Annotated in this window: 20 protein-coding genes and 1 tRNA gene; 14 read left to right on the top strand and 7 right to left on the bottom strand. The window is 65.3% G+C overall.

Going from position 1 to position 20,370, the window contains the following annotated elements; all coding sequences use genetic code 11:
* Positions 1-28: 28 nt before the first annotated feature.
* The 4 genes from ACN22W_RS12750 to ACN22W_RS12735 are packed head-to-tail and all read right to left on the bottom strand — an operon-like array spanning position 29 to position 2,318.
* Complete coding sequence (locus ACN22W_RS12750) at positions 29-535, bottom strand: RDD family protein (protein ID WP_419684660.1); 507 nt, start codon at positions 533-535, stop codon at positions 29-31.
* A 6-nt stretch (positions 536-541) separates the two neighbouring features.
* Positions 542-1,303 (bottom strand): DUF3106 domain-containing protein, encoded by a 762-nt coding sequence (locus tag ACN22W_RS12745; protein ID WP_129512618.1) that lies wholly within the window; start codon positions 1,301-1,303, stop codon positions 542-544.
* Between the two features lie 26 nt (positions 1,304-1,329).
* Positions 1,330-1,758 carry a DUF3619 family protein gene (locus tag ACN22W_RS12740; RefSeq protein WP_129512617.1) on the bottom strand — a complete coding sequence of 143 codons (429 nt, stop codon included), beginning with the start codon at positions 1,756-1,758 and terminating at the stop codon, positions 1,330-1,332.
* Positions 1,755-2,318, bottom strand: coding sequence for an RNA polymerase sigma factor (locus ACN22W_RS12735; protein ID WP_048249338.1), 564 nt, complete (start codon positions 2,316-2,318; stop codon positions 1,755-1,757). Before ACN22W_RS12735 ends, ACN22W_RS12740 begins: the two co-directional genes overlap by 4 nt.
* A 352-nt stretch (positions 2,319-2,670) precedes the next feature.
* Here ACN22W_RS12735 and ACN22W_RS12730 point away from each other — a divergent pair, with 352 nt between their 5' ends.
* From ACN22W_RS12730 to ACN22W_RS12705, 6 genes are all read left to right on the top strand, one after another.
* Positions 2,671-4,434: an acetolactate synthase 3 catalytic subunit gene (locus tag ACN22W_RS12730; protein ID WP_048249340.1), complete on the top strand. Its 1,764-nt coding sequence runs from the start codon at positions 2,671-2,673 to the stop codon at positions 4,432-4,434.
* A gap of 111 nt (positions 4,435-4,545) precedes the next feature.
* Positions 4,546-5,037 (top strand): acetolactate synthase small subunit, encoded by a 492-nt coding sequence (ilvN, locus tag ACN22W_RS12725; RefSeq protein WP_011352712.1) that lies wholly within the window; start codon positions 4,546-4,548, stop codon positions 5,035-5,037.
* A 95-nt stretch (positions 5,038-5,132) separates the two neighbouring features.
* A complete protein-coding gene (gene ilvC / locus ACN22W_RS12720; protein ID WP_048249341.1) occupies positions 5,133-6,149 on the top strand; it encodes a ketol-acid reductoisomerase in 1,017 nt (338 codons plus the stop codon).
* A 127-nt stretch (positions 6,150-6,276) separates the two neighbouring features.
* Entirely contained in the window at positions 6,277-6,921 is a 645-nt protein-coding gene (locus ACN22W_RS12715; RefSeq protein WP_048249343.1) for a phosphatidylserine decarboxylase, read from the top strand.
* 14 nt (positions 6,922-6,935) lie between these two features.
* A complete protein-coding gene (gene pssA / locus ACN22W_RS12710; protein ID WP_129512616.1) occupies positions 6,936-7,808 on the top strand; it encodes a CDP-diacylglycerol--serine O-phosphatidyltransferase in 873 nt (290 codons plus the stop codon).
* Between the two features lie 318 nt (positions 7,809-8,126).
* The gene (locus ACN22W_RS12705) at positions 8,127-9,671 is read left to right on the top strand and encodes a 2-isopropylmalate synthase (RefSeq protein ID WP_048249346.1); all 1,545 of its coding nucleotides are present in this window, start codon (positions 8,127-8,129) and stop codon (positions 9,669-9,671) included.
* Positions 9,672-9,745: 74 nt separating this feature from the next.
* Here the strand turns inward: ACN22W_RS12705 and ACN22W_RS12700 are convergent, their stop codons facing one another.
* The 3 genes from ACN22W_RS12700 to ACN22W_RS12690 all read right to left on the bottom strand — a co-directional run bounded on the left by ACN22W_RS12700 (position 9,746) and on the right by ACN22W_RS12690 (position 12,877).
* A complete protein-coding gene (locus tag ACN22W_RS12700) occupies positions 9,746-11,296 on the bottom strand; it encodes a SulP family inorganic anion transporter (protein ID WP_412023344.1) in 1,551 nt (516 codons plus the stop codon).
* Positions 11,297-11,340: 44 nt separating this feature from the next.
* A complete protein-coding gene (locus ACN22W_RS12695) occupies positions 11,341-11,982 on the bottom strand; it encodes a carbonic anhydrase (RefSeq protein ID WP_419684654.1) in 642 nt (213 codons plus the stop codon).
* Positions 11,983-12,364: 382 nt separating this feature from the next.
* Positions 12,365-12,877, bottom strand: a complete 513-nt coding sequence (locus ACN22W_RS12690; protein WP_419684652.1) for a hypothetical protein — start codon at positions 12,875-12,877, stop codon at positions 12,365-12,367.
* 169 nt (positions 12,878-13,046) lie between these two features.
* On the opposite strand from ACN22W_RS12690, the gene ACN22W_RS12685 reads away from it, so the two are divergent.
* From ACN22W_RS12685 to ACN22W_RS12650, 8 genes are all read left to right on the top strand, one after another.
* Entirely contained in the window at positions 13,047-14,306 is a 1,260-nt protein-coding gene (locus ACN22W_RS12685) for a branched-chain amino acid ABC transporter substrate-binding protein (protein ID WP_419684650.1), read from the top strand.
* 107 nt (positions 14,307-14,413) lie between these two features.
* Entirely contained in the window at positions 14,414-14,683 is a 270-nt protein-coding gene (rpsO, locus tag ACN22W_RS12680; protein WP_006398792.1) for a 30S ribosomal protein S15, read from the top strand.
* A gap of 290 nt (positions 14,684-14,973) precedes the next feature.
* On the top strand, positions 14,974-17,121 hold the full coding sequence (gene pnp, locus ACN22W_RS12675) for a polyribonucleotide nucleotidyltransferase (protein ID WP_343493706.1): 2,148 nt from the start codon (positions 14,974-14,976) through the stop codon (positions 17,119-17,121).
* 148 nt (positions 17,122-17,269) lie between these two features.
* Positions 17,270-18,289: an NAD(P)H-quinone oxidoreductase gene (locus ACN22W_RS12670; RefSeq protein WP_048249353.1), complete on the top strand. Its 1,020-nt coding sequence runs from the start codon at positions 17,270-17,272 to the stop codon at positions 18,287-18,289.
* 140 nt (positions 18,290-18,429) lie between these two features.
* Complete coding sequence (tpiA, locus tag ACN22W_RS12665; protein WP_419684644.1) at positions 18,430-19,185, top strand: triose-phosphate isomerase; 756 nt, start codon at positions 18,430-18,432, stop codon at positions 19,183-19,185.
* A 72-nt stretch (positions 19,186-19,257) separates the two neighbouring features.
* Entirely contained in the window at positions 19,258-19,635 is a 378-nt protein-coding gene (gene secG, locus ACN22W_RS12660) for a preprotein translocase subunit SecG (protein ID WP_048249357.1), read from the top strand.
* 111 nt (positions 19,636-19,746) lie between these two features.
* A tRNA-Leu gene (locus ACN22W_RS12655) sits at positions 19,747-19,831 on the top strand.
* A 154-nt stretch (positions 19,832-19,985) separates the two neighbouring features.
* Positions 19,986-20,345 carry an NADH-quinone oxidoreductase subunit A gene (locus tag ACN22W_RS12650; protein WP_006398798.1) on the top strand — a complete coding sequence of 120 codons (360 nt, stop codon included), beginning with the start codon at positions 19,986-19,988 and terminating at the stop codon, positions 20,343-20,345.
* Positions 20,346-20,370: the final 25 nt, after the last annotated feature.

The following is a 20,370-nucleotide window of genomic DNA, read 5'->3' as shown; positions in this document are numbered from 1 at the left end:
CGTCTGGCGAATGCGGCGCGTTGGCGTGTCAGCGCGGCATGGCGACGACGCGCGTGCGCGCGAGCCGGTCGTGCGGGAACTGGCGGCCCGCATGCAGCCGGGCGGCGCCGGCCCACGCAACGATCCACGCGGCGGCGAGCGCGAGCGTGACGGGTACCGACAGGCCGAGCAGCGGATGCAGCGCGAGCGGCGGCAGGAACCACAGCCAGCCGAGCGCATAACGAGCGAGCGCGTGGGCCGCGCTCAACGGCCGGCCGCTCGACGATTCGAGCCGCAGCCGCCAGGTCTTCATCGGCAGGGTCTGGCCGCCGTGCGTCCAGAACCAGACGAAGTACGCGCCGACGACGAGCGCGATCCAGGCGGCGAGCAGGTTGTGGTGGACGAGGCCGTTGCGTTGTTGCGTCGCGAGGCTGAACGCGAGTCCGGCGAAGAATACGACGCCGAACAGCAGCACGCCTTCGTAGAGCAGCGCGGCGAGGCGCCGCCGCACGGACGGCGCGGCGGCCGGAGTCTCGGGTGCGGGGGCGTTCGCCACGGCCGCTCAGGAACCCTTGAACAGCGAAGGTGCGTCGGCGGGCGACACCGGCGCCACGGCGGCCGGTGCGGAAGCGGTGCCGGCCGTCGACGACGCGGGCACCGGCGTCGCGGCGGCGCCGGCCGATGCGGGCGCCGTCGCGGCGGCCGCGCCGCTTGCCGGGTGTTCGTGCGAATTGACGAGGCGGCGGACGTCACGGTCGGCGACGGTCGGCGGCGCGCTGACGACGCTCGGCCGGCGACGGCGCTCGGCGGCCGCGAGACGTTCCTTCTGCTCCTCGGGGAGTTGCTGGTAAGCCTTCCACGCGCGCTCGCGCGCCTGGGCGGAAAGCTCCTTTGCGCTCTGGTAGTTCTCGCGCGCGACACGGCGCTGGTCGGGTGTCATCCGCGCCCATTCGGCCATCCGATCCTGCAGGCGCTTTTGATCATCGGGCGTCAATTTCGCGAAACGCGATGCGATCTTCAGCCATTTACGCTTGCGGGCATCACTGAAGCCGTCCCACTGGTCGGCGAACGGCGCGAGTGCCGCGTGCTGCGCCGGCGTGAGACGCGCCCACGACAGCGGGCCGGTGGCGGCCGGCAGCGGCAGGGGCAGCGGGGTGAGGTCGGTGCTCAGCCCTGCCGCGGCCGATGCGGGCGCGGCAGGGTTGCTGGCCGCGACGGTGGTCGTCGCGGGGGGCGGGTTGAATCGCGAATAGGTGGCGACGTAGGAAACGGCGATCGCGATCACGCATCCGAAAAATACGGCCAGGCCGCGCTTCTGACTCACCCGTGCGATCCCCTCGTTATTGTCTGTTAGTGAGCGCGCGAAAGATACGCGTTGAACCCGTGATCGAGATACGCGTTGAGCGGCAGGTCGTCGCTGAGCATCGCCGCATCGATATCGGCGAGTTCGGCGGTGCGCTGCAGGTCTTCCCAGTAGGCGATGCCGACGAGCCCCGCGAGCAGCAGCGCGAGCGGCCACGCGCGCAGCAGGCGGCGCGCGAGCGACGCCTGCGGGCGGCTCGTGGGCGCCGGGCCGAATGCGCCGCCGGCCGCGCCGGCGAAGGCCGGCACGAACACCGGCGCGGTCGCGGCTTCGGGCTTCTTGCGCGCGAGCGCAGCCCGACGGGCGACGGCCAGCCGGTCGGTGGTCTCGGCTGGCAGTGCGGCCGCGTGCTCGTCCAGCGCGCGGCGCACCTTCAGCGCGAATTCGTGTTCTCGATTTGCGGGAGCGAAGCTCATAGCGTGATTCCTTTGGCCTTGAGCGCGTGCGCCAGGGTGTGGGTGGCTCGTGAGCAGTGCGTCTTGACGCTGCCTTCGGAGCACCCCATCGCGGCGGCAGTCTCGGCGACATCCATATCTTCCCAATAACGCATCAGGAACGCTTCCCGTTGACGTGCCGGAAGTTTCTGGATTTCTTCGTCGATCAGGGCCAGAACCTGCTCTCGTTCGAGGCGGTGCTCGCTGCTCTCGACCCCCGCGTTGTCGTCCGCGGATTCGAGCGTTTCGAGGGGGTCGAAGTCGTCGTCGTCGGTGTTGTTCAGCGACGAGAAGAGCGTAACCCAGGTGTTGCGGACTTTCTGCCGGCGAAACCAGTCGTGGATCGCGTTCTGCAGGATCCGCTGAAAAAGCAGCGGCAATTCGGCCGCCGGCCGGTCGCCGTACTTCTCCGCAAGCTTGATCATCGCGTCCTGCACGATGTCGAGCGACGCATCGTCGTCACGCACGGCGTACGCAGCCTGCTTGAACGCGCGCCTTTCGACGCCCGCCAGAAAGTCGGCGAGTTCCTTGTCTGATGCCATTCCGTAAAGGTATGCGCTGCGGACTGCGGCGTGTGAAAGGTCGAAAAATTTCGTAAAACCCGCGGATGCTATCAAATTTTCGTGCCGCTTGGCACCGGGTTGGCCGCCGCGCGTTGCGCGCGAGCCGCGGCGGCGGGGTGCCGGACGGCGCGCATGATGCGCTGCGGGATATTTTGCTTGACGCCCCAATCATGACCCGCTATCGTCAATGATTCGCAACATGAAGTGATGGTCTCATTTGAGGCTGGCCCAAGAAGCCCGCCCTTCAAACTGGACGCGCCGCTTGAACCCGAGCCACAAGCCCGGCAGAGAGCACCCAATCAATTTTTTGCCGAAAATTCGAAAGGTCAAAATGAACATGCCCAGCGCGGAATTCTCCACGTCGGAACCCCTTTCCCCTCCCGATAGCGACTCCATCGGCGGTACCGTGCTCATGAAGGCACTGGCCGATGAAAACGTCGAATTCATCTGGGGCTACCCCGGCGGCTCGGTTCTCTACATCTACGACGAGCTTTACAAGCAGGACAAGATTCAGCACGTGCTGGTGCGCCACGAACAGGCGGCCGTGCACGCAGCCGATGCGTATGCGCGTTCCACCGGCAATGTCGGCGTCTGTCTCGTGACGTCCGGCCCCGGTGTCACCAACGCGGTGACCGGCATCGCAACGGCGTACATGGATTCGATCCCGATGGTCGTGATCAGCGGCCAGGTGCCGACGGCTGCGATCGGCCAGGACGCATTCCAGGAATGCGACACGGTCGGCATCACGCGTCCTTGCGTGAAGCACAACTTCCTCGTGAAGGACGTGCGCGACCTCGCGGAAACCGTCAAGAAGGCGTTCTACATCGCCCGCACGGGCCGTCCGGGCCCGGTGCTGATCGACATCCCGAAGGACATCTCGAAGACGCCGTGCGAGTACGTGCCGGTCAAGAGCGTGTCGCTGCGTTCGTACAACCCCGTCACGAAGGGCCATTCGGGTCAGATCCGCAAGGCCGTGTCGCTGCTGCTGACGGCGAAGCGTCCCTATATCTACACGGGTGGCGGCATCATCCTCGCCGACGCGTCGCGTGAACTGAACCAGTTCGCGGACCTGCTCGGCTACCCGGTTACGAACACGCTGATGGGCCTCGGCGGCTATCGCGCGTCGGACAAGAAATTCCTCGGCATGCTCGGCATGCACGGCACCTACGAAGCGAACATGGCGATGCAGCACTGCGACGTGCTGATCGCGATCGGTGCCCGCTTCGACGACCGCGTGATCGGCGACCCGGCGCACTTCGCGTCGCGTCCGCGCAAGATCATCCACATCGACATCGACCCGTCGTCGATCTCGAAGCGCGTGAAGGTCGATATCCCGATCGTCGGCGACGTGAAGGAAGTGCTGAAGGAGCTGATCGAGCAACTGCAGACGGCCGAGCATGGCCCCGACACCGAGGCGCTCGCGCAATGGTGGAAGGACATCGAGGGCTGGCGCTCGAAGGACTGCCTGAAGTTCGACCGCGAAAGCGAGATCATCAAGCCGCAGTACGTGGTCGAGAAGGCGTGGGAACTGACGGACGGCAATGCGTTCGTGTGTTCGGACGTCGGCCAGCACCAGATGTGGGCGGCGCAGTTCTACCGTTTCAACAAGCCGCGTCGCTGGATCAACTCCGGCGGCCTCGGCACGATGGGCTTCGGCCTGCCGGCAGCGATGGGCGTCAAGATGGCGCACCCGGACGACGACGTGCTGTGCATCACGGGCGAAGGCTCGATCCAGATGTGCATCCAGGAACTGTCGACCTGCCTGCAGTACGACACGCCCGTGAAGATCATTTCGCTGAACAACCGCTACCTCGGCATGGTCCGCCAGTGGCAGCAGATCGAATACAGCAAGCGCTATTCGCATTCGTACATGGATGCGCTGCCCGATTTCGTGAAGCTCGCCGAAGCGTACGGCCATGTCGGCATGCGGATCGAAAAGACCTCGGATGTGGAGCCGGCGCTGAAGGAAGCGCTGCGCCTGAAGGATCGCACCGTGTTTCTCGACTTCCAGACCGATCCGACCGAAAACGTCTGGCCGATGGTACAGGCCGGCAAGGGCATCACCGAGATGCTGCTCGGATCGGAAGATCTGTAACGGCGCGACGCGCGCGGGCCCGGATGCGGCCGCCTTCACGAAGGGCGGTGCGGCACGCGGCGGCGCGCGGCGCGAGTGAATCGACACGGACACATTCTGGAAGAAGCGAACATGAGACACATCATTTCCGTCCTGCTGGAGAACGAACCGGGCGCGCTGTCGCGCGTGGTCGGTCTGTTTTCCGCACGCGGCTACAACATCGAAACCTTGACGGTGGCGCCGACCGAAGACCAATCGCTGTCGCGGCTCACCATCGTTTCCATTGGCTCCGACGACGTGATCGAACAGATCACGAAGCATCTGAACCGCCTGATCGAGGTGGTGAAAGTGGTGGACCTGACCGACGGTGCACACATCGAACGCGAGCTGATGCTGATCAAGGTACGTGCAGTGGGCAAGGAGCGCGAAGAAATGAAGCGGATGGCGGACATTTTCCGCGGCCGCATCATCGACGTGACCGAAAAGACCTACACGATCGAATTGACGGGCGCGAGCGACAAGCTCGACGCATTCATCCAGGGGCTGGACGCGGGCGCGATCCTCGAGACCGTGCGCACCGGCAGTTCCGGCATCGGACGCGGCGAGCGCATCCTGAAGGTGTGATGCCCAAAGGCACGCCGGGTGCGCCGTCATGTCCCGGCCCGCAGTACTCCATCTGAACGAATTATTGAATTTTTTGAATTAGCGAAGGAACCATCATGAACGTTTTCTACGACAAAGACGCTGACCTCTCCCTCATCAAGGGCAAGCAAGTCACGATCATCGGCTACGGCTCGCAAGGCCATGCACACGCGCTGAACCTGAAGGAAAGCGGCGTGAACGTGACGGTCGGCCTGCGCAAGGGCGGCGCGTCGTGGAGCAAGGCCGAGAACGCCGGCCTGTCGGTCAAGGAAGTCGCGGAAGCCGTGAAGGGCGCGGACGTCGTGATGATGCTGCTGCCGGACGAGCAGATCGCCGACGTGTACGCGAAGGAAGTGCACGCGAACATCAAGCAGGGCGCGGCGCTGGCATTCGCGCACGGCTTCAACGTCCACTACGGCCAGGTGATCCCGCGCGCCGACCTCGACGTGATCATGATCGCGCCGAAGGCACCGGGCCACACCGTGCGCGGCACGTACTCGCAAGGTGGCGGCGTGCCGCACCTGATCGCGGTTGCGCAGAACAAGTCGGGCGCGGCACGCGACATCGCGCTGTCTTACGCGGCAGCGAACGGCGGCGGCCGTGCGGGCATCATCGAGACGAACTTCCGTGAAGAGACCGAAACCGACCTGTTCGGCGAGCAGGCCGTGCTGTGCGGCGGTACCGTCGAGCTGATCAAGGCTGGTTTCGAAACGCTGGTCGAAGCGGGTTACGCGCCGGAAATGGCGTACTTCGAGTGCCTGCACGAACTGAAGCTGATCGTCGACCTGATCTACGAAGGCGGCATCGCGAACATGAACTACTCGATCTCGAACAACGCCGAGTACGGCGAGTACGTGACGGGCCCGCGCGTCGTCACGGAAGAGACGAAGAAGGCGATGAAGCAGTGCCTGACCGACATCCAGACGGGCGAGTACGCGAAGAGCTTCATTCTCGAGAACAAGGCAGGCGCTCCGACGCTGCAATCGCGCCGCCGCCTGACGGCCGAGCACGAGATCGAGCAGGTCGGCGCGAAGCTGCGCGCGATGATGCCGTGGATCGCGAAGAACAAGCTCGTCGACCAGTCGAAGAACTAAGCACCGCGTGCTGTTCCGGCCCTTCGAGTGAAGGGTCGGCATCAAAAAGCCGTCCGAAGGCAGCAGTGCCCCGGGCGGCTTTTGTTATGCTACGGGCTTTGCAATTCACCGAACACAGAACGAATCCATGAACTATCCTCATCCGATCATCGCGCGCGAAGGCTGGCCGTTCATCGCGATTGCTGCCGTCATCGCGCTGTTGATCCACGCCGTCGGGGGCTTCGGCTTCGCGTGGCCGTTCTGGCTGCTGCTCGCTTTCGTCGTCCAGTTCTTCCGCGATCCGCAGCGCCCGATCCCGGCGCAGCCGAACGCGGTGCTGTGCCCGGCGGACGGCCGCATCGTCGCGGTCGAGACCACGCAGGATCCGTATGCGAACCGCGAAGCGCTGAAGATCAGCGTGTTCATGAATGTCTTCAACGTCCATTCGCAGCGTTCGCCGGTCGATGGCGCGATCACCAAGGTCGAATACTTCCCGGGCGCGTTCCTGAACGCGGCGATCGACAAGGCGTCGACCGAGAACGAGCGCAATGCGGTCGTGATCCAGACGGCGAGCGGCAAGACCGTCACCGCCGTGCAGATCGCCGGTCTCGTCGCCCGCCGGATTCTCTGCTACGTACGCGCCGGCGAGCCGCTGTCGCGCGGTCAGCGCTACGGTTTCATCCGCTTCGGTTCGCGCGTCGACGTGTACCTGCCGATCGGCAGCCGCGCGAAGGTGTCGATCGGCGAGAAGGTCTACGCGTCGTCGACGATCCTCGCCGAGCTCGAACAGTAAGCGGCGGGCGCACGATGGCCGCATTCAAACCGCGCCGGCCGCGCAACGGCTCCAGCCAGACGCCACGCCCGTTCCGCCGCAACAAGGGGATGGCGCCCGATCCGGTGCCCATCGAGAGCCGCCGCGCGTCGCGCCAGCGCTTCCTGAAGACGCGCGGCATCTACCTGCTGCCGAACGCGTTCACGACCGCCGCGCTGTTCTGCGGCTTCTTCGCGGTCGTGCAGGCGATGAACGTGCGCTTCGAGATCGCCGCGATCGCGATTTTCGTCGCGATGGTGCTCGACGGGATGGACGGGCGCGTCGCGCGCATGACGCATACGCAAAGCGCGTTCGGCGAGCAGTTCGACAGCCTGTCCGACATGGTGTCGTTCGGTGTCGCACCCGCGCTCGTGATGTACGAGTGGGTGCTGAAGGATCTCGGTCGCTGGGGCTGGCTCGCTGCGTTCGTCTACTGCTCGGGCGCCGCGCTGCGTCTCGCGCGCTTCAATACCAACATCGGGGTCGTCGACAAGCGCTTCTTCCAGGGGCTGCCGAGCCCGGCCGCCGCCGCGCTGATCGCGGGCTTCGTGTGGCTCGCGACCGACAACCGCGTGCCGATGAAGCTCGGCTGGCTGCCGTGGGTCGCGTTCGTGCTGACGATCTACGCGGGCGTGACGATGGTGTCCAACGCGCCGTTCTACAGCGGCAAGGCGCTCGACGTACGGCATCGCGTGCCGTTCGCGGCGATCCTGCTCGTCGTCGTCGCGTTCGTGCTCGTGTCGTCCGATCCGCCGCTGATGCTGTTCTGCCTGTTCGTGCTGTACGGGCTGTCCGGCTATGTGTTCTGGGGCTATATGGCCATCCGCGGGCGGGCGAACCCGGCGCGCTCGTCGCAGCGCGATCACTGACCCGATACGCGATTTGACCGAAAACGGCGGCCTCGAGGCCGCCGTTTTCATTTGCCCCTGTTTGAATGGGGCGACCCGGAGCGCCCGGGTGCCGTCCGATTGCGCGTCCAGCGGAATGCCGCTATAGTCTTCGGCATGACTGCATTTCCCCGCCTCTCCCTCCTTCTAGCCGGTGCGCCGCTACGCGCGCTAGCGTTGGCGCGCCTGCCGCGCTGACCGTTCTCGCCCTCCGTCAAGCTTCGTCTGTTGTTGAGCGTCGCCAGCGGTGGCGCGATCTCATTACGTTTGACTTCCGTATAAAGAGCCCTGGAGCCCCCCATGACAGACAAGCTGATCATTTTCGATACGACGTTGCGTGACGGCGAACAATCGCCTGGCGCGTCGATGACGAAGGAAGAGAAAATCCGCATCGCGAAGCATCTCGAGCGGATGAAGGTCGACGTGATCGAAGCCGGCTTCGCGGCCAGCTCGAACGGCGACTTCGACGCGATTCACACGATCGCCGGTCTCGTGAAGGACAGCACGATCTGTTCGCTGGCCCGGGCCAACGACAAGGACATCCAGCGCGCGGCCGACGCGCTGAAGCCGGCCAACAGCTTCCGGATCCACACGTTCATCGCGACGTCGCCGCTGCACATGGAAAAGAAGCTGCGGATGACGCCCGACCAGGTGTTCGAGCAGGCGCGCCTCGCGGTGCGCTTCGCGCGCAAGTTCACCGACAACGTCGAATTCTCGCCGGAAGACGGCAGCCGCTCCGATCTGGATTTCCTCTGCCGCGTGCTGGAAGCCGTGATTGCCGAAGGTGCGACGACGATCAACATCGCCGACACGGTCGGTTATGGCGTGCCGGAGCTTTACGGCAACCTCGTGAAGACGCTGCGCGAACGCATTCCGAACTCGGACAAGGCGATTTTCTCGGTGCACTGCCATAACGACCTCGGGATGGCCGTCGCGAACTCGCTCGCCGGCGTGAAGATCGGCGGCGCGCGTCAGATCGAGTGCACGATCAACGGTCTCGGCGAGCGCGCGGGTAACACGTCGCTGGAAGAAATCGTGATGGCCGTGAAGACGCGCAAGGATTACTTCGGCCTCGACGTCGGCATCGACACGACGCAGATCGTGCCGACGTCGAAGCTTGTGTCGCAGATCACCGGTTTCGTCGTGCAGCCGAACAAGGCCGTGGTCGGCGCGAACGCGTTCGCGCACGCATCGGGCATCCATCAGGACGGCGTGCTGAAGGCGCGCGACACCTACGAGATCATGCGCGCGGAAGACGTGGGCTGGACCGCGAACAAGATCGTGCTCGGCAAGCTGTCGGGCCGTAACGCGTTCAAGCAGCGCCTGCAGGAGCTCGGCGTGTCGCTCGACAGTGAAGCGGAACTGAACGCCGCGTTCATGCGCTTCAAGGATCTGGCCGACCGCAAGTCCGAGATCTTCGACGAGGACATCATCGCGATCGTGTCCGAGGAATCGGCGCTCGCGCACGAGCAGGAGCACTTCAAGTTCGTGTCGCTGTCGCAGCGTTCGGAAACGGGCGAGCAACCGCAGGCGAAGATCGTGTTCGCGGTCGAAGGCAAGGAAGTGACCGGCGAAGCGCGCGGCAACGGGCCGGTCGACGCGACGTTCAACGCGATCGAGGGCGAAGTCGGCAGCGGTTCCGAGCTGCTGCTGTACTCGGTGAACGCGATCACGACCGGTACGCAGGCGCAGGGCGAAGTGACCGTCCGGCTGTCGAGGAGCGGGCGGATCGTCAATGGCGTCGGCACTGATCCGGACATCGTCGCCGCGTCCGCGAAGGCGTACATCTCCGCGCTGAACAAGCTGCATTCGAAGGACGACAAGGTCAACCCGCAGCGCTCATAAGCGCCGCGCGCTGCACATTGCCGAAACGCCCCGTGGCGGCCCAGTGCCGCCCGGGGCGTTTTTTCATGCGCTGCTCATTCCGCGGCCGGCGCGCGGAACATCCAGCGGCGGGCGGCCGGGCGGGGCGCCGGGCTGCGTCGGCGGAACTCGACCGTGATGCCGCGCCGCGGCGCATCGGCGACGAACGCGTCGAGCAGTTCGAGCACGTCGTGATCGATGTAGTCGGCGCGTGTCGCGTCGATGATCACTGCCGCCCGGTCTGGAATGTGCCGCAGGTGATGCTTGACCTGCACCTTGCCGAGAAACGAGACGTCCTTGCGGAACGACAGCAGGAAGTGATCGTCGTGCTGCGCGAGCGTGACAGGGCTTTTCAGGTTCGCGACGGCGACCGCCAGCACGCTGCAGGCGAGGCCGAACGCGATGCCGAACAGCAGGTCGACCGCGAGTACGCCGGCGATCGTCGCGGCGAACGGTACGAACGCGGCCGGCCCCTGCTTCATCACCGAGCGGAACAGCGCCGGTTTCGCGAGCTTGAAGCCGGTGTGGATCAGGATCGCGGCAAGGCTCGCGAGCGGGATCAGGTTGATCAGGCCGGTGAGCGCGAACACGCTCGCGAGCAGCAGCATCCCGTGGACGATTGCCGACATCCGGCTTTGCGCGCCCGCGTTGACGTTCACCGAGCTGCGCACGATCACCGACGTGATCGGCAGGCCGCCGAACGCACCTGCGACGAGATTGCCGACGCCCTGTGCCTTCAACTCGCGGTCGGGCTGGGTCGGCCGGCGCTTCGGGTCGATCTGTTCGACCGCTTCGAGGCTCAGCAGCGTTTCGAGGCTGGCAACGACCGCGAGCGTGATCGCGACGCGCCACACGTCCGGATTGACGAGCTGCGCGAAGTTCGGGCCGAGCTCCGCGTGCTTGAGCGAGGCCGCGAACGCCGCGAACGAGCCGAGCTCGGGCAGCGTCACGCGATGGGCGGCGCCCGGCGCGATCGACGGCGCGACGATGCCCAGCACGAGCGTGGCGCCGATGCCGAGGACGACGACCGCGAGCGGCGCGGGCACCGAGCGCACCAGCGCGAAGCGGCGCAGCGCGGGCGTGTCCCACGCGATCAGCAGCGCGAGCGAGGCGAGCGCGATGGCCGTGGCCGCCCACGCGACCGGCAGGCCCGGCCACGAAGCAAACGATTGCGCGGCCGAGCCGCCGATGCCGAACGCAAACGGAATCTGCTTCACGATCAGCAGCAGGCCGATCGCGGCGAGCATGCCCTTGATGACGGGCGACGGCACATAGGCGGCGAAGCGGCCGGCACGCAGCATGCCGAACCCGAATTGCAGCACGCCGGACAGCAGCACCGCGAGCAGGAACGCGGAGAAGCTGCCGAGCTGCGCGATCCCTTCGACGACGATCACGACGAGCCCGGCGGCCGGTCCGCTGACGGACAGCGATGAGCCGCTCAGCAGCGCGACGACGATGCCGCCGACGATGCCGGACACGAGCCCGGCGAACGGCTCGACGCCGGATGCGTTGGCGATGCCGAGACACAGCGGCAGCGCAACGAGAAAAACGACGATGCCGGCGACGATGTCGCGCGGCAGGGTGGACAGGCGCTCGTTCAGTTTCATGGTTGGGGTGATTTCATTGGCTTGGGGGGGCAGCGGGGTACGCGTCAGCCGAGCGCGGCGGCCGTCGCGGTCGGCACGGGTGCGACGTTGGCGGGCGGCGTCGCGTAGCCCGAATCGAGCTCCAGCAGGCGGCCGTCGGCGAGCGAAAAGATCCAGCCGTGCACGAGCGGCGGCCGTTCACGGCCCCGCACGATCGGCGACGCGCGCAGCAGCCGCACCTGTTCGAGCACGTTCAGTTCGGCGAGGCGGTCGGCGGCGACCGTGTCGTCGAGCCCGTCGAGCGTGTCGCGATGGCGCCGCGCGAGCGCGCAGAGCGGCGCGATGCGGCGCGCGACGTGCGGCAGGTCGGATGGCGGCGGCAGCAGAGACGCGCGCACGCCGCCGCAGCCGTAGTGCCCGCACACGATCACGTGGTCGACCTGAAGCACGCGTACCGCGTACTCGAGCACGCTGGCGGAATTGTCGTCGTCGGGATGGAACAGGTTCGCGATGTTGCGATGGACGAACAGCTCGCCGGGTGCGCAATGCGTGATGGTTTCGGCCGGCACGCGGCTGTCCGAGCAGCCGATCCACAGCACGCGCGGATTCTGGCCGCGCGCGAGCGCGTCGAAAAAGCCGGGCGTGTGTTCGCGCGTCTCGCGGGCCCACGCGATGTTGGCGACCAGCATGCTCTTGGGGCGATTCATGAGGACTCCTTTTTGATAAAGGCAAATGAATATCGGCCGAATTGGCGCAATATGATGCTTTCTAAATTGAAAGGTTGAATTTCGACTGATATTAGGGGTATGCCCTAGCGTTCCGGGTGTCCTGAAACAAATTGTTTCAAATTGGCTGGACGTAGTGCATCGCCTGCACCAACCCAACGCATGACATGCACGGCGCATGCCTGTTTCCGCGCGAAGGCCCGCATGACGGGGATTTCAGCGTATTGCCATCGGGATGTCATCGATCGGAAAAGATTTCCGTCGTACTTTCTGAATTAATTAGATGGCGGAAAAAAGGAAATGGCCATTCACGCAATAATTCGTGAATGGCCATGGTGAAAATTGCGCGTCAATGCGTAATCGATCAGAACATGTTGCGGCGATCGGGATCGTGCAGCGGGTCCGGCGTTTTCTGCGTGATGCGCAGAATGCCCTGCGGATCGAAATAGAAGCTGTACATCATGTACCAGACGTTGTCCTCGAGATACCGGTACGTCCACACCTCGCGCTTCATCAGCGGGAAGTAGGATGTCTCGACGGGGCGTCCGAAATTGACGAGGACATCGGTCTTCGTCCACTTGCCGATCTCCGCGCGATAGAACTCGCTCGGTTGCAGCACCTGGCGCACGTTGACGATCTTGTGAGCGGCGTCGACGTCGGCCGCGACCGTGACCTCGCCCATCGGCTGGGTTGGCCACATCAGGCGCTTGCCGCCGCCGGGCAAGTCGTAGATCTCGCGTGGCGGGCCCATGCGCGCGACGATCGCCGACTCGTCCTGGCCGGCCTGGTATTGCTGCCACGGTTGCGCGCAACCGGCCAGCAGCGCGGCGGCACAGGCCAACAGCACCGGCAGGCGCGCGGGAATGCGAATGCCCATGGGGATTCTCCAGAACACGGAAACACATCCCGTTTTATCACGGACGGCGCGCGACGGCGCGTCGTGCGAAAAAAATCGGTGCGGATCGCCGGCGCTGCCATGCTTGCGGGCGGCAGGGGCGCGGGCCTATGATCCGCGCTTCTCGGGCGGATTGAAGGGCAGGTAGCCGATGCAGGGATGGAAGCGGTGTGCGCTCGCGTTGAGCGCGGGCTGGATGCTGGTGTCGTCCGCGTTTGCCGCGGGCGAGCCGGTGCGGATCGCACTGATCGAAGGGATGTCGGGCCCGTTCGCGAACGCGGGCGCGGCGGTCGAGCGCAACCTGCGCTTCGGTGTCGAGCAGGTCAACGCGGCGGGCGGCGTGAAGCTGCGCGACGGCGTGCATCCGCTCGAGCTGGTCGTGCTCGACAGCAAGGGCAGCCCGGAGGAGGCACTCGTGCAGTTGCGCGCGGCCGCGGACCGCCATATCGGTTTCGTTGCGCAGGGCAACAGCTCGGCTGTCGCGGCCGCACTCGTCGCGGCGCTCGACAAGCTGAATGCGCGCGATCCGGACAACCGGATGCTGTTCCTCAACTATTCGGCCGACGATCCGGCGCTGACCGGCGCGCGCTGCAGCTTCTGGCATTTCCGTTTCGACGCGCACGCAGGCATGCGGATGGCCGCGCTCGCGGACGTGATGGCGAGCGACCGCGCACTGCGCAAGGTCTATCTGCTGAACCAGGACTACAGCTTCGGCCACGACGTGAGCACGCTCGCGCGGCAGGCGCTCGCCGCACGGCGCCCCGACGTGACGATCGCCGGCGACGAATTCCACCCGATCGGCCGGATCAAGGATTTCTCGCCGTACGTCGCGAAGATCCGCGCGAGCGGCGCCGATGCCGTCGTGACCGGCAACTGGGGCAACGACCTCACGCTGCTCGTGAAGGCGGCGCGCGAGCAGGGGCTGAATGCGAAGTTCTATACGTTCTACGGCAACAGCCTCGGCGCACCGGCGGCACTCGGCGACGCCGGGGTCGGGCGAGTCGTGGCCGTGGCGGACTGGCACCCGAACGCGGGCGGCGCGAAATCCGACGCGTTCTACCGCGCGTTCCGGACCCGTTTCCCGGCCGCGCAGGACGACTATCCGGTGCGGCGCATGAGCCTGATGATCGAGATGCTGGCCGCCGCGATGACCCGCGCGGGTTCGTCGGACCCCGTCGCGGTCGCGCGTGCGCTCGAGGGCCTGTCGTTCGACGACGGTTTCCACGCGTCGCGGATGCGGGCGCAGGATCATCAATTGATCCAGCCCCTTTACGTGATGCAGATGGACAAGGCCGGCACGCCGGGCGTGCGCTTCGACAACGAGGGTTCCGGCTACGGCTTCCGGACGGTGCTCGCGGTGCCGGCGCAACGCACGGAAATGCCGTCGACCTGCTCGATGACGCGCCCGTGACAGGGGGCGGTAAGAAAGGCGTGGAGTTGTGCTACAATGCCCGCCGGTTGTAAGTCACGGCACGGCCATTCTTCCGTGTCCGCCTGTTCAGTTAGAAAGGAAATCAAATGTCTGTTGCAGATATCAAGAAGTCGGAAGTCGTTGCTCAGTTCGCCCGCGGTACCAACGACACGGGTTCGCCCGAAGTCCAGGTCGCACTGCTGACCGCACGTATCGTCGAACTGACGGGTCACTTCAAGACCCACGCGAAGGATCACCACAGCCGCCGCGGCCTGCTGCGCATGGTTAGCCGCCGCCGCAAGCTGCTCGACTACCTCAAGGGCAAGGATGCCGACCGTTACCGCGCGCTGATCGAGAAGCTGGGTCTGCGTAAGTAATCGAGGCGATTGCCGCCAGCAAGATGCCTGTGTCAGTCCGCTGATACAGGCATTTTGTTTTTGCGCGGTGCGTAGCGTCACGCGCACCGCAGGCTGTCCGGCCATTCGCGCCGGGCTGCCGGGACGGCCGATACCGGAGTCGGGATTTGTGTCATTCCAGCGCGCCGCTGCACGAGCGCCGCGCTGGAATGGCATAAGAAACACACCTTGCTCCGGGTGATTCGGTCGCGACGCCGCCGCACGGCAGGGCCGATGCGGTGAATGATAGAAATGCATTCAAAGGAGCAACCATGTCCATGTTCAACAAGGTCGTGAAGGAATTCCAGTGGGGCCAGCACAAGGTGCGCCTCGAAACCGGTGAAGTCGCTCGCCAGGCGAGCGGTGCGGTGATCGTCGACGTCGAAGACACCGTCGTGCTGGCAACCGTCGTCGGCGCGAAGTCGGCGAAGCCTGGTCAGGATTTCTTCCCGCTGACCGTCGACTACCTCGAAAAGACCTACTCGGCCGGCAAGATCCCGGGCGGCTTCTTCCGCCGCGAAGGCCGTCCGTCGGAGCACGAGACGCTGACGTCGCGCCTGATCGACCGTCCGCTGCGCCCGCTGTTCCCGGAAGGCTTCTACAACGAAGTCCAGGTCGTGATCCACGTGCTGTCCGTGAACCCGGAAGTCCCGGCGGACATCCCCGCGCTGATCGGCGCATCGGCCGCGCTCGCCGTGTCGGGCCTGCCGTTCAACGGCCCGGTCGGTGCCGCGCGCGTCGCGTACATCGACAACGCCTACGTGCTGAACCCGACGCGTGACCAGATCAAGGCATCGAGCCTCGATCTCGTCGTCGCAGGTACGGAACGCGCGGTGCTGATGGTCGAATCGGAAGCCGATCAACTGTCGGAAGAAGTGATGCTGGGCGCCGTGGTGTTCGGCCACGAGCAGATGCAAGTGGCGATCGACGCGATCCACGAACTGGTGCGCGAAGGCGGCAAGCCCGAGTGGGACTGGCAGCCGGCGCCGAAGAACGAAGCGCTGATCGCGCGCGTGACCGAACTGGCGCAGAACGACCTGCTCGCCGCTTACCAGCTCCGCGACAAGCAAGCCCGTTCGACCAAGCTGAAGGAAGTCTACTCGGCGACCTCGGCGAAGCTCGAGGAAGACGCGCAGGCGGCTGGTACGGCAGCGGCCGACAAGGCCACCGTCGGCAACGTGCTGTTCGACATCGAAGCCAAGATCGTCCGTTCGCAGATCCTGAACGGCGAGCCGCGCATCGACGGCCGCGACACGCGCACCGTGCGCCCGATCGAGATCCGCACCGGCGTGCTGCCGCGTACCCACGGCTCGGCGCTGTTCACGCGCGGCGAGACGCAGGCGCTGGTCGTCGCGACGCTCGGCACGAAGGGTGACGAGCAGATCATCGACGCGCTCGAAGGCGAATATCGCGAGCGCTTCATGCTCCACTACAACATGCCCCCGTTCGCGACCGGCGAAACGGGCCGCGTCGGCTCGCCGAAGCGTCGCGAAATCGGCCACGGCCGCCTCGCGAAGCGCGCGCTGGTCAAGTGCCTGCCGAGCGCCGACGAATTCGGCTACTCGATCCGCGTCGTGTCGGAAATCACCGAGTCGAACGGTTCGTCGTCGATGGCATCGGTGTGCGGCGGCTGTCTCGCGCTGATGGACGCCGGCGTGCCGATGAAGGCGCACGTCGCGGGTATCGCGATGGGCCTGATCCTCGAAGGCAACAAGTTCGCGGTGCTGACCGACATCCTCGGCGACGAAGATCACCTCGGCGACATGGACTTCAAGGTGGCCGGCACGGAACAAGGCGTGACGGCGCTGCAGATGGACATCAAGATCCAGGGCATCACGAAGGAAATCATGCAGGTCGCGCTCGCGCAGGCGAAGGAAGGCCGCATGCACATCCTCGGCAAGATGACGTCGGCGGTCTCGGGTGCGAACACGCAACTGTCGGAATTCGCGCCGCGCATGATCACGATCAAGATCAACCCGGAAAAGATCCGCGACGTGATCGGCAAGGGCGGTTCGGTGATCCGCGCGCTGACGGAAGAAACGGGCACGACCATCGACATTTCGGACGACGGCGTCGTGACGATCGCGAGCACGAACAGCGACGGCATGGCCGAAGCGAAGAAGCGCATCGAGAACATCACGGCCGAGATCGAAGTCGGTCAGGTGTACGAAGGCACGGTGCTGAAGCTGCTCGATTTCGGCGCGATCGTGAACCTGCTGCCGGGCAAGGACGGCCTGCTGCACATCTCGGAAATCGTCAACGAGCGTGTGAAGGACATCAACGACTACCTGAAGGAAGGTCAGCAGGTCAAGGTCAAGGTGATCCAGACGGACGAAAAGGGTCGCGTGCGTCTGTCGGCCAAGGCGCTGCTGAATGAAGCAGCGGCGGCGTCGCAGTCGGATACGCCGCCGCAGCAGTAAGCGGGCAGGCGGACCAACGGCCGGCAGTGCGAAAGCGCGCCGGCCGTTTTTTCTGTAGCATCGTTGTGCGGCGCAGCAGCGCCGGCGAGGCGCCCGTGCCGCGCGCACGGGTGTGCGATCCGATTCCGATCCTGGAGCGACCATCACCATGAAAGCCATCGAAATCACCGAATTCGGCGCCCCCGACGTGCTGAAGCTTGCGGAGCGTCCGCGCCCCGAACCGAAGCGCGGCGAGGTGCTGATCAAGGTGGCGGCTTCCGGCGTGAATCGGCCTGACGTCTTTCAGCGCAAGGGGGCATATGCACCGCCGCCGGGCGCGTCGGATCTGCCGGGCCTCGAGGTCGCGGGCGAGATCGTCGGCGGCGACTTGTCCGATGCCGCGCTGAATCCGTTCGGCCTGAAGCTTGGCGATCGCGTGTGCGCGTTGCTCGCGGGCGGTGGTTATGCCGAATATGCGGTCGCGCCGCTGCTGCAATGCCTGCCGGTGCCCGGCGGGCTGACCGACATCGAGGCCGCGTCGCTGCCCGAAACGTTCTTCACCGTGTGGAGCAACGTGTTCGACCGTGCGCAGCTTGGCGCGGGCGAGGGTGGCGAGCATGAGACGCTGCTCGTGCAGGGCGGCTCGAGCGGCATCGGCGTCACGGCGATCCAGATCGCGCATGCGCTCGGCTTTCGCGTGTTCGCGACGGCCGGCACCGCCGACAAGTGCCGTGCGTGCGAGGCGCTCGGCGCCGAACGCGCGATCAACTACAAGACCGAAGACTTCGTCGAGGTCGTGAAGTCGCTGACGCACGATCGCGGCGTCGACGTGATCCTGGACATGGTGGCGGGCTCGTACGTGCCGCGCGAGCTGTCCGCGCTCGCGGACGGCGGCCGTCTCGTGCTGATCGCGCTGCTCGGCGGGGCGAAGGCCGACGTCAACCTGAGCGAGATCCTGCGTCGCCGGCTGACGGTGACGGGTTCGACGCTGCGGCCGCGTCCGGTCGAGTTCAAGGCGCGCATCGCCGCGCAGCTGCAGGCGCGCGTGTGGCCGCTGATCGCCGACGGCCGCATCAAGCCGGTGATCTACCGTGTGCTGCCGGCCGCGGAAGCCGCGCAGGCGCATGCGCTGATGGAAAGCAGCGAGCATACCGGCAAGATCGTGCTTGATTGGGGTACGAACGCCTGACGCCCGTGCGGCCGGGCTTGACATGCGCGGTTTGACCGGTTCAAGCCGTGCGCAGTAAAATCGCCGGTTTGCTTCGCCAGATCAAACCTGACCGCCGGTTTCCGGTGCGTTAATGACACAGCGGTGACGAGACAGACACGATGTCGAAACAGAGAACAAAGCGGGTGATCGGCAACTGGAAGATGCACGGCCGTCTGGCCGGCAACCAGGCGTTGCTGAACGAAGTGGTGCAGGGCGCGGACGCCGTGGCGGCCGAAACGTCGGTCGGCGTGTGCGTGCCGTTCCCGTATCTCGCGCAGGTTCAGGCGCAGCTTGGCGGCGGTCGTGTCGCATTCGGCGCGCAGGACGTGTCCGCGCACGAGCAGGGCGCGTTCACCGGCGAAGTGGCGGCCGCGATGGTTGCCGAGTTCGGTGCACGCTATGCGATCGTCGGCCACTCGGAGCGTCGCGCGTATCACGGCGAAAGCAGCGAGACGGTCGCGGCGAAGACGCAGCGCGCGCTCGCGGCCGGCCTCACGCCCGTCGTGTGCGTCGGCGAGACGCTCGACGAGCGCGAATCGGGCGCGACCGAGCAGGTCGTCGGTGCGCAGCTCGACGCGGTGCTGGCCGTGCTGACGGCTGACGAGGCGGTGCGCATCGTCGTCGCGTACGAGCCGGTCTGGGCGATCGGCACGGGCAAGAGCGCGACGTCGGCGCAGGCGCAGGATGTGCACGCGTTCCTGCGTGCGCGTCTCGCGGCGAAGGGTGCGGCGGACGTGTCCGTGCTGTACGGCGGCAGCGTGAAGCCGGACAACGCGGAAGAGCTGTTCGCGCAGCCGGACATCGACGGCGGCCTGATCGGCGGCGCGTCGCTGAAGGCGGAAGATTTCCTGGCGATCTGCCGGGCCGCGCGTTGAGCGGTCCGAGATCGAATTGAACCATGACGGCGGCCGGTCGATCCGGTCGCCCGATCCAATCGGGTGGGTGTGATGCTGTTATTCAAAACGCTGATTATTGTGGTGCAGGTACTGTCTGCACTTGGTGTGATTGGTCTCGTGCTGCTGCAGCACGGCAAGGGTGCCGACATGGGCGCCGCATTCGGCAGCGGCGCGTCGGGCAGCCTGTTCGGTGCGACGGGCTCGGCGAACTTCCTGTCGCGCACGACGGGTATCCTCGCGACGATCTTTTTTATCGCGACGCTCGCGCTGACGTACCTCGGTTCGTACAAGTCGACGCCGTCGGCAGGCGTGCTGGGCGCGGCGGCGACCGCTCCGGCACCGGTGTCCGCCGCATCGGCGCCGGCTGTCGCGGCGTCTGCTGCAGCGGGTTCGGCTGCAAGCGCGCCGGGCCAGGACGTCCCGAAATAAAAAGTCAAAAATTTTGCGGTTGTGCGTTGAACAATTCTGGAAGTCGGGTTAGAATTTAATTCTTGAAGCGATTCGCGGGAAACGAGCAGCATAACCCGAGTTGCATGCAGTGCCGACGTGGTGAAATTGGTAGACACGCTATCTTGAGGGGGTAGTGGCGAAAGCTGTGCGAGTTCGAGTCTCGCCGTCGGCACCAAAGTTACTCAATGCCAGCCGCTTCTAGTGGCTGGCATTTTTCATTTCTGGGGTGTGCTTGCGGTTGTCTTGCGACCGCATGCACTCCGAAATGATTCCTTCCGCCGGATAGTGGTATTCTCCGGACGCTCAGAACTAACCGATAGAGGATTGCCTTGAACCTCGCAGCCTATTACCCCGTCTTGTTGTTCCTCCTCGTGGGCACTGGTTTAGGTATAGCGCTGGTCAGCATCGGCAAGCTCCTTGGTCCCAACAAGCCGGACGTCGAGAAGAACGCACCGTACGAGTGCGGCTTCGAAGCCTTTGAAGACGCCCGGATGAAATTCGACGTTCGGTATTACCTCGTCGCCATCCTGTTCATCATCTTCGATCTCGAAACCGCATTCCTGTTCCCGTGGGGCGTCGCGCTCCGGGACATCGGCTGGCCGGGTTTCATCGCAATGATGATTTTTCTGCTCGAATTCCTGCTGGGCTTTGCCTATATCTGGAAGAAAGGCGGGCTCGATTGGGAGTGATGGGTTAATCGCCGGTTTGCATGAG

Source organism: Burkholderia theae, from assembly GCF_048565265.1.
GTDB lineage: Bacteria > Pseudomonadota > Gammaproteobacteria > Burkholderiales > Burkholderiaceae > Burkholderia > Burkholderia theae.
Note: the sequence above shows the minus strand (reverse complement) of the source record. Positions and strands in the feature narration are given on the sequence as shown.